The following is a 7,381-nucleotide window of genomic DNA, read 5'->3' as shown; positions in this document are numbered from 1 at the left end:
GCAATAGCGCGGTGGTCCCACCTGACCCCATGCCGAACTCAGAAGTGAAACGCCGTAGCGCCGATGGTAGTGTGGGGTCTCCCCATGCGAGAGTAGGACACTGCCAGGCATCAAATAAACGTTATCAGTGTGACGACTGGTAATGCGCAAGTCGCAGAGCGCGATATTGCCGGTATCGAAAGATACAACGTAAAAGAATCGGTGGAGCGGTAGTTCAGTTGGTTAGAATACCTGCCTGTCACGCAGGGGGTCGCGGGTTCGAGCCCCGTCCGTTCCGCCACTTATTTAATTATGCCTGCTTTATTAGCAGGCATAATGTTAAGCGAGATTTAGGGGCGTAGCTCAGTTGGTAGAGCACCGGTCTCCAAAACCGGGTGTCGCGAGTTCGAGTCTCTCCGCCCCTGCCATATTAAGAACCCTTTGCGAAAGCAAAGGGTTTTTTTTTACCTATTATCCCTTTCCTTAGCGCGTTATCGTTTTGGAAAAGAGCGCATCGGCTGTTCTATGCTGATGTTTATCTGATCCGAGTTGCTCCATAACCTTTCGATCTTTACCTCCGCAGAGCTCCTGATTCTCCTGCCATTCTGCATTTTCTTCTCTCAGAAGGCGATGGGCGGCTTTTGGCATGATAGACAGCCAAGACCACGGTGGCGGCGTTTAAGGCCGCCATAGCGCTTTAGGCTGCGGTATTTAAAGGTATTTTAAGTAATTGCCGAATCAAAGGTTGTTGATCGCTATTTTGCAACCAGACGGCATACAGTGGGCGGATAATCGGCGGGATCTCGCTGGCGGCCACCAGCTGTGGGTACTCTTTTTCCCAATGGCTGGGCAGGAAAGCGCATCCGCCCGTGGTTTCCAACAGCTGACGCGTCAGGTGAGCGGAGGTGGTGGTAAGCACCGGTACGTTATCACCTTCCAACATGCGGTTTTCCTGTTGGTGGAAGTCGGCTCCCCATTCCAGCTTGATGTAGGGCATTGGGGTCTGGTTGTCACGATAAGCGGATGAGAACAGGCGTAATGAGAAATTGCTCAGCTGCTGGCTGGCCAATTCATCCATCTTCGGCGGTTCAGTGGTGATCAGTAAATCGAGCTGCCTTTCATGCAGTTGTTTTACCAAAGAGTGCCTTAATGCCACCCTGGCTTCTAGCTGCAGCGCCTCGCGTTGTTGATAGAGTGCTTGCAACCAGGGAGTCAGATAGGCCTCCCACAACGAAGCGGTAGCGCCGATCGATAACTCGGTGTGTTGCAGCGAACGCACGACTTCCTTCTTCGCCAACTGCCAGGTGTTCATCAGGCTCTCGGCATAGGGCAGAAGCCGCTCGCCGGCAGGCGTCAGGCGGATGTTATTGCGATGACGGGTAAATAAATTTGCGCCCAACTGGTTTTCTAGCTGACGGATGCGGAAACTGACCGCGGACTGCGTTAAGTACAAGGATTCTGCGGCTCTGCCAAAGTGACGCGTTCTACTGACCTCCAAAAAGGTTTTCAGTAATTCGGTATCCACACCTATCTCCAAAAAAATTTGTCGTTAAGATTTAAATGTTTTGTTTTACACGCTGTCAAGCCTATCTAATACTCCGCGCCATAAACAGCACGGCCATAAGAGAATTAGGAGCGTGTCAGATGGCGGATAGCTTCACCACGACCAATCGTTTTTTTGATAATAAACATTACCCTCGCGGGTTCTCCCGTCACGGCGATTTCACCATTAAAGAGGCGCAATTGCTAGAGCGCTTCGGCTACGCGTTTAACGAGCTGGACTCGGGCAAACGCCAGCCGGTCACTGAAGAAGAACAGCTGTTCGTCGCAGTGTGCCGCGGTGAGCGCGAAGCGGCTACCGAGCAGGAAAAAGTATGGGCTAAATATCTGGCGCGCACACGTCGCCCGAAGAAATTCCATACTCTGTCCGGCGGTAAACCGCAGGCTGACGCAGTAGAAGATTACAGCGACAGCGAAGACTAAAGACGATGGGGCCTGCGGGCCCCATTTTCATTCCAGACTGCGATGCAGTTGTAACAGCAGACGGTCCATACTGCGATAGCCCAGTGCTTCGCTGAGGTGGTGCCTGTCGAGTTCAGCATCTCCCGCCAAATCCGCCAGCGTGCGCGCCACTTTCAAGATGCGCTGCCAGGCGCGAACCGATAACCCCAGCGTGTTTAATGTTGCTTCCAAAAACTCGGCGTCAGCCGCCTGCAAAACGCAATCTCGTTCCACTTCGCGGTTGCTCAACAGCGCGTTGACTTTACCGGCGCGTTCGAGCTGCCGGGCGCGTGCCTGCTGCACCCTTTTCCGTACTTGTTCGCTGCTTTCTCCATGGGTTTTCCGATGACTGAGCGTACCCGGCGGCAACAACGGTACTTCGATAGACAGATCGAAACGGTCGAGAAAAGGCCCTGACAGCCGGGCCAGATAGCGCAACACCTGCTGCGGTGAGGCGCGATTGTGCAATCCCTGATAATGCCCTGTCGGGCTGGGGTTCATTGCCGCGATCAGTTGCACCCTGGCGGGGAAACAGACCTTGGCGTTGGCACGTGAAATCACGATCTCGCCGGATTCCAACGGCTCACGCAGCGCATCCAGTACCTTACGCTCGAATTCCGGCAGTTCATCCAGAAACAGCACGCCGTTATGCGCCATCGAGATCTCGCCCGGTCGCGGCAGTGAGCCGCCGCCGACCAATGCCGCCATCGAGGCGCTGTGGTGCGGTGCGCGGAACGGCCTCTGACGCCATGGTAGAGCGGCGGGAATGTGATGCTGCAAGCTGGCGACTGCCAGGCTTTCCAACGCCTCAGCCTCCGTCAGCGGCGGCAGCAAGCCCGTGAGACGACTGGCCAGCATGGTTTTACCGGTGCCCGGTGGTCCAATCAACAGCAGGTTATGCCCGCCGGCGGCGGCGATCTCTAATGCCCGCTTGGCCTGTTCCTGGCCGATGATGTCGCGCAGGTCGGCGTTTTCGCACGCGTTGTCCGCGTCGGGGGGCGTGGCCGCCACCGGCAGTTCGCCTTGGCCGAGCAGAAAAGCGCAGACTTCCAGCAGGTGTTGGGCGGTATGGGAGTGCGACTGCGCGATCAGGCCGACTTCGGCGGCGTTGTCCGTCGACAGGATCAATTGTCGCCTGGCGTCAGCCGCCGCCAGCGCCGCCGGGATGGCACCTCTGACCGCGCGCAGTGCGCCAGACAGCGCGAGCTCGCCAAGAAACTCGTAGCGCGCCAACGGCGCGAGGGGCAATTGCTCGGAGGCGGCGAGGATCGCCAGCGCTATTGGCAGATCGTAACGCCCGCCTTCTTTCGGCAGATCGGCGGGCGCCAAATTGACAGTGATGCGCCGGGCGGGAAAGGTGAAACCGCTGTTGATCAGGGCGCTGCGCACCCGATCGCGCGCCTCTTTTACCGTGGTTTCCGGCAGGCCGACCAGCGTCAGGCCGGGCAGGCCATTGCTGATATGCACCTCCACCGTCACGGAAGGGGCCTGAACGCCGATGATGGCGCGGCTATAGATTAACGCCAGTGACATATCGCTCTCCTTGCTGAGGACGACATGATGCGTGATTCATTCTGGCATTGCGCGGCGTTATTGGTGGTTTTTCTAGGGGTTTCGCAGCGTAATTGCTCATTTTCATCGAAGTAAATGAGATTGTGCGAGCCGCCTCGCATCCTGCGGCAATACCCATTAACAATTCGCTGAAGGCTGCAACACATTAGCGGCCCATACACATTGCAATCATAGGGTTAACGGGTGTATTTAACAATTGATTAAAAGAAAAATCACTTCTTTAACAAGCCCCGACCGCCGCCGCATTCTGCCCGGCAGCCGCTAAACCTCCTGACTTCGTACTCTACGGTAGGGATAACACTATGTTTGGTTGGACCCCGCTGCAACGCAACGCGGCAATCGCCAGCTTTTCAAGCTGGACGCTCGACGCTTTTGATTTTTTCGTGCTGGTATTCTTACTCAGCGACATCGCGCAGTCCTTTCACGTCGGTCTGGAACAAGTCACGTTGGCGATTCTGCTCACGCTGGCGGTGCGCCCGATTGGCGCGCTGATCTTCGGGCGTGCGGCGGAAAAATATGGCCGCAAGCCGATCCTGATGTTGAATATCGTCTTTTTCTCGGTGTTTGAGCTGCTCTCTGCCGCCGCGCCCTCGCTGACGGTCTTCTTGCTGTTGCGGGTGTTGTACGGTGTTGCGATGGGCGGCATTTGGGGCGTGGCGTCATCGTTGGCGATGGAAACCATACCGGACCGCTCACGCGGCCTGATGTCGGGTATTTTCCAGGCCGGCTATCCGTTTGGTTATCTGCTGGCGGCGGTGGTGTACGGCCTGCTGTTCGAAACGGTCGGCTGGCGCGGTATGTTCGTCATCGGCGCGGCGCCGATCCTGCTGCTGCCGTTTATTTATTATTGCGTGCAGGAGTCGCCGGTATGGCTGGCGGCGCGTGAACGCAAAGAGAGCACCGCCTTGCTGCCGGTGTTGAAGAGCCACTGGAAGCTGTGCTGCTATCTGGTGCTGCTGATGGCGGCGTTCAATTTCTTCTCCCACGGTACGCAGGATCTGTATCCGGTGTTTCTGAAAGTTCAGCACGGTTTCGACCCTAAAACCGTCAGTATCATCGCCATTAGCTACAATATCGCGTCAATTATCGGTGGTGTTTTCTTCGGTTCGTTGTCAGAAAAGATCGGCCGAAAAAAAGCGATCATCATTGCCGCGCTGTTGGCGCTGCCGGTGATCCCGCTGTGGGCGTTTTCCAGCGGTTCGCTGATGTTGGGGATCGGCGCTTTCCTGATGCAGTTCATGGTTCAGGGCGCCTGGGGCGTGGTGCCGACCTATCTGACCGAGTTGGTGCCGGCCAACACCCGCGCGGTGCTGCCGGGGTTCGTGTACCAGCTGGGTAACCTGATCGCCTCGGTCAACGCCACGCTGCAAGCCACCATCGCCGAGCATCATGGGCATAATTACGGTCTGGCGATGGCGATCGTCGCCGGTACGGTGGCGGTGGCGATCGCCCTGTTGGTGTTCTTCGGCAAGGATACGCGCGGCCAGGCGATCACCGACGCGGTAGAAAATCCGGGTATGCGCGCCAACGTGTGAAAGAGGGGCGATTCGCGTGAGGTATGACCAGATTGCGCCGAATAATAACGCAAAAAAAGTGTTGTCATGTCGCGCGCGGCTGTGGTACCTCTGTAAGCATTAGTTCTGAATGAGCACAGTGAACAAACCCATTATGAAAGCCTTTGCCCAAGTGATTAGCCTAGTCGTGATTAGCGTGGTGGTGATTATTATCCCACCGTGCGGGGCTGCACTTGGACGAAGAAAGGCTTAGCAAACAAGCCGGAATCGCAAGAGAACCCCCGCACCGTCAGGTCCGGGGGTTTTTTATTGGCAAGAGAAAAGTGGAGCAAGGGGCAGAGCATGAAAAGCAGAACAAAATCCTGCAGTTGTCGAATAAAGGCGGGGAAATAACTATGAATGGCGCTCAGTGGGTAGTTCAAGCGTTGCGTGCGCAGGGTGTGGATACCGTATTCGGCTATCCGGGCGGGGCAATCATGCCGGTGTACGATGCGTTGTATGACGGCGGCGTGGAACACCTGCTGTGCCGCCATGAACAGGGCGCCGCCATGGCCGCCATCGGCTACGCCCGCGCCACCGGCAAAGTCGGCGTTTGCATCGCCACTTCCGGCCCTGGTGCCACCAACCTGATCACCGGCCTGGCTGATGCGCTGCTCGATTCCGTTCCTGTTGTCGCCATCACCGGCCAGGTGGGTTCTGCGCTGATCGGCACCGATGCCTTTCAGGAGATCGATGTTCTCGGCCTGTCTCTGGCCTGCACCAAGCACAGCTTCCTGGTGGAGTCGCTGGACGCCTTGCCGGGCATCATGGCGGAAGCGTTCGCCATCGCCGCAGGCGGCCGCCCCGGCCCGGTGCTGATCGATATCCCGAAAGACATCCAGCTGGCGCAGGGGGACTTGCACCCGCATCTGATGCCGGTTGACGAAGCGCCGGCGTTCCCGGCGGCGGCGTTGGCCGAGGCGGCCGCGCTGCTGGCGCAGGCGCACAAACCGATGCTGTACGTCGGCGGCGGCGTGGGCATGGCGCAGGCGGTGCCGGCGCTGCGTGAATTTATCGCGGTGACCCGCATGCCGAACGTCGCCACCCTGAAGGGGCTGGGCGCGCCGGACGCGCAAGACCCGCTGTATCTCGGCATGTTGGGCATGCATGGCGCCAAGGCCGCCAACCTGGCGGTGCAGGAGTGCGATCTGCTGATCGCCGTCGGCGCGCGTTTCGATGATCGCGTGACCGGCAAACTGAACGCCTTCGCGCCGTACGCCAAAGTGATCCACATGGATATCGACCCGGCGGAAATGAGCAAGCTGCGCCAGGCGCATGTGGCCCTGCAGGGCGATCTGAAAGCATTGCTGCCGGCGTTGCAGCGCCCGCTGGACATCGCCGCCTGGCAGCAGCAGGTGACGGCGCTGAAAGCCGAGCACGCCTGCCGCTACGATCACCCCGGCCAGCCGATCTACGCGCCGCTGTTCTTGCGCCAGCTGTCTGACCGCAAGCCGGCCAACAGCGTAGTGACCACCGACGTCGGTCAGCACCAGATGTGGAGCGCGCAGCACATGACGTTCGAGCGTCCGGAGAATTTCATCACCTCCAGCGGCCTCGGCACCATGGGATTCGGCGTGCCGGCCGCGGTAGGCGCTCAGATTGCCCGCCCGCAAGATACGGTGATCTGCGTCTCGGGCGATGGCTCCTTCATGATGAACGTGCAGGAACTGGGCACCATCAAGCGCAAGCAGCTGCCGCTTAAGATCGTGCTGCTGGACAACCAGCGCCTCGGGATGGTGCGTCAATGGCAGCAGCTGTTCTTCGACGGCCGCTACAGCGAAACCAACCTGTCCGATAACCCCGACTTCCTGATGTTGGCCGCCGCCTTCGGCATTCCCGGCCAGCGCATCAGCCGCAAGGATCAGGTGGAGGGCGCCCTCGAGGCGCTGTTCAACACCGAAGGCCCTTATCTGCTGCAGGTCTCTATCGACGAACTCGAAAACGTCTGGCCGCTGGTGCCGCCGGGCGCCGGCAACGAAACCATGTTGGAGGAAATATCATGATGCAGCATCAACTCTCGATCCAGGCGCGTTTTCGCCCCGAAATGTTAGAGCGCGTATTGCGGGTCGTGCGTCATCGCGGCTTTCAGGTTTGTGCTATGAATATGGTTTCCCCGGCCAACGCCGACAGCATCAATATCGAATTGACCGTTGCCAGCCCGCGCCCGGTTGCCTTGTTGTCATCTCAATTAAGTAAACTGATGGACGTCTCCTGCGTCGAGATCCAGCAGCCAACATCACAACAAATACGCGCCTGAGGCGCCGAGAAGGATAAAT

7 protein-coding genes, 2 tRNA genes and 1 rRNA gene are annotated in these 7,381 nt (G+C 58.2%); 8 read left to right on the top strand and 2 right to left on the bottom strand.

What is annotated here, in order from left to right:
• The 3 genes from rrf to ACJ8OK_RS23720 form a co-directional block, all read left to right on the top strand.
• A 5S ribosomal RNA gene (rrf, locus tag ACJ8OK_RS23730) occupies nt 1-109 on the top strand; the annotation flags it as partial.
• A 94-nt stretch (nt 110-203) separates the two neighbouring features.
• A tRNA-Asp gene (locus tag ACJ8OK_RS23725) sits at nt 204-280 on the top strand.
• 51 nt (nt 281-331) lie between these two features.
• A tRNA-Trp gene (locus ACJ8OK_RS23720) sits at nt 332-407 on the top strand.
• Nucleotides 408-676: 269 nt separating this feature from the next.
• On the opposite strand, the gene hdfR is transcribed toward ACJ8OK_RS23720, so the two are convergent.
• On the bottom strand, nt 677-1,504 hold the full coding sequence (gene hdfR, locus ACJ8OK_RS23715) for an HTH-type transcriptional regulator HdfR (protein WP_442531151.1): 828 nt from the start codon (nt 1,502-1,504) through the stop codon (nt 677-679).
• 119 nt (nt 1,505-1,623) lie between these two features.
• Between hdfR and ACJ8OK_RS23710 the strand changes: the two genes are divergently transcribed.
• The gene (locus ACJ8OK_RS23710) at nt 1,624-1,962 is read left to right on the top strand and encodes a DUF413 domain-containing protein (RefSeq protein ID WP_033631832.1); all 339 of its coding nucleotides are present in this window, start codon (nt 1,624-1,626) and stop codon (nt 1,960-1,962) included.
• Nucleotides 1,963-1,989: 27 nt separating this feature from the next.
• Here the strand turns inward: ACJ8OK_RS23710 and ACJ8OK_RS23705 are convergent, their stop codons facing one another.
• A complete protein-coding gene (locus ACJ8OK_RS23705) occupies nt 1,990-3,513 on the bottom strand; it encodes a YifB family Mg chelatase-like AAA ATPase (protein ID WP_213929447.1) in 1,524 nt (507 codons plus the stop codon).
• A gap of 341 nt (nt 3,514-3,854) precedes the next feature.
• On the opposite strand from ACJ8OK_RS23705, the gene ACJ8OK_RS23700 reads away from it, so the two are divergent.
• From ACJ8OK_RS23700 to ilvM, 4 genes are all read left to right on the top strand, one after another.
• On the top strand, nt 3,855-5,087 hold the full coding sequence (locus tag ACJ8OK_RS23700; RefSeq protein ID WP_048326472.1) for an MFS transporter: 1,233 nt from the start codon (nt 3,855-3,857) through the stop codon (nt 5,085-5,087).
• 133 nt (nt 5,088-5,220) lie between these two features.
• Nucleotides 5,221-5,319: an ilv operon leader peptide gene (gene ilvL, locus ACJ8OK_RS23695; protein WP_013814970.1), complete on the top strand. Its 99-nt coding sequence runs from the start codon at nt 5,221-5,223 to the stop codon at nt 5,317-5,319.
• Between the two features lie 142 nt (nt 5,320-5,461).
• A complete protein-coding gene (gene ilvG, locus ACJ8OK_RS23690; RefSeq protein ID WP_033631835.1) occupies nt 5,462-7,108 on the top strand; it encodes an acetolactate synthase 2 catalytic subunit in 1,647 nt (548 codons plus the stop codon).
• Nucleotides 7,105-7,362: an acetolactate synthase 2 small subunit gene (gene ilvM / locus ACJ8OK_RS23685; RefSeq protein WP_004929955.1), complete on the top strand. Its 258-nt coding sequence runs from the start codon at nt 7,105-7,107 to the stop codon at nt 7,360-7,362. The genes ilvG and ilvM overlap by 4 nt, the downstream gene beginning before the upstream one ends.
• The last annotated feature ends 19 nt before the right edge of the window (nt 7,363-7,381 follow it).

The sequence above is a fragment of the Serratia sp. CY71090 genome (genome assembly GCF_052166845.1).
Lineage (GTDB): Bacteria > Pseudomonadota > Gammaproteobacteria > Enterobacterales > Enterobacteriaceae > Serratia > Serratia nematodiphila.
Note: the sequence above shows the minus strand (reverse complement) of the source record. Positions and strands in the feature narration are given on the sequence as shown.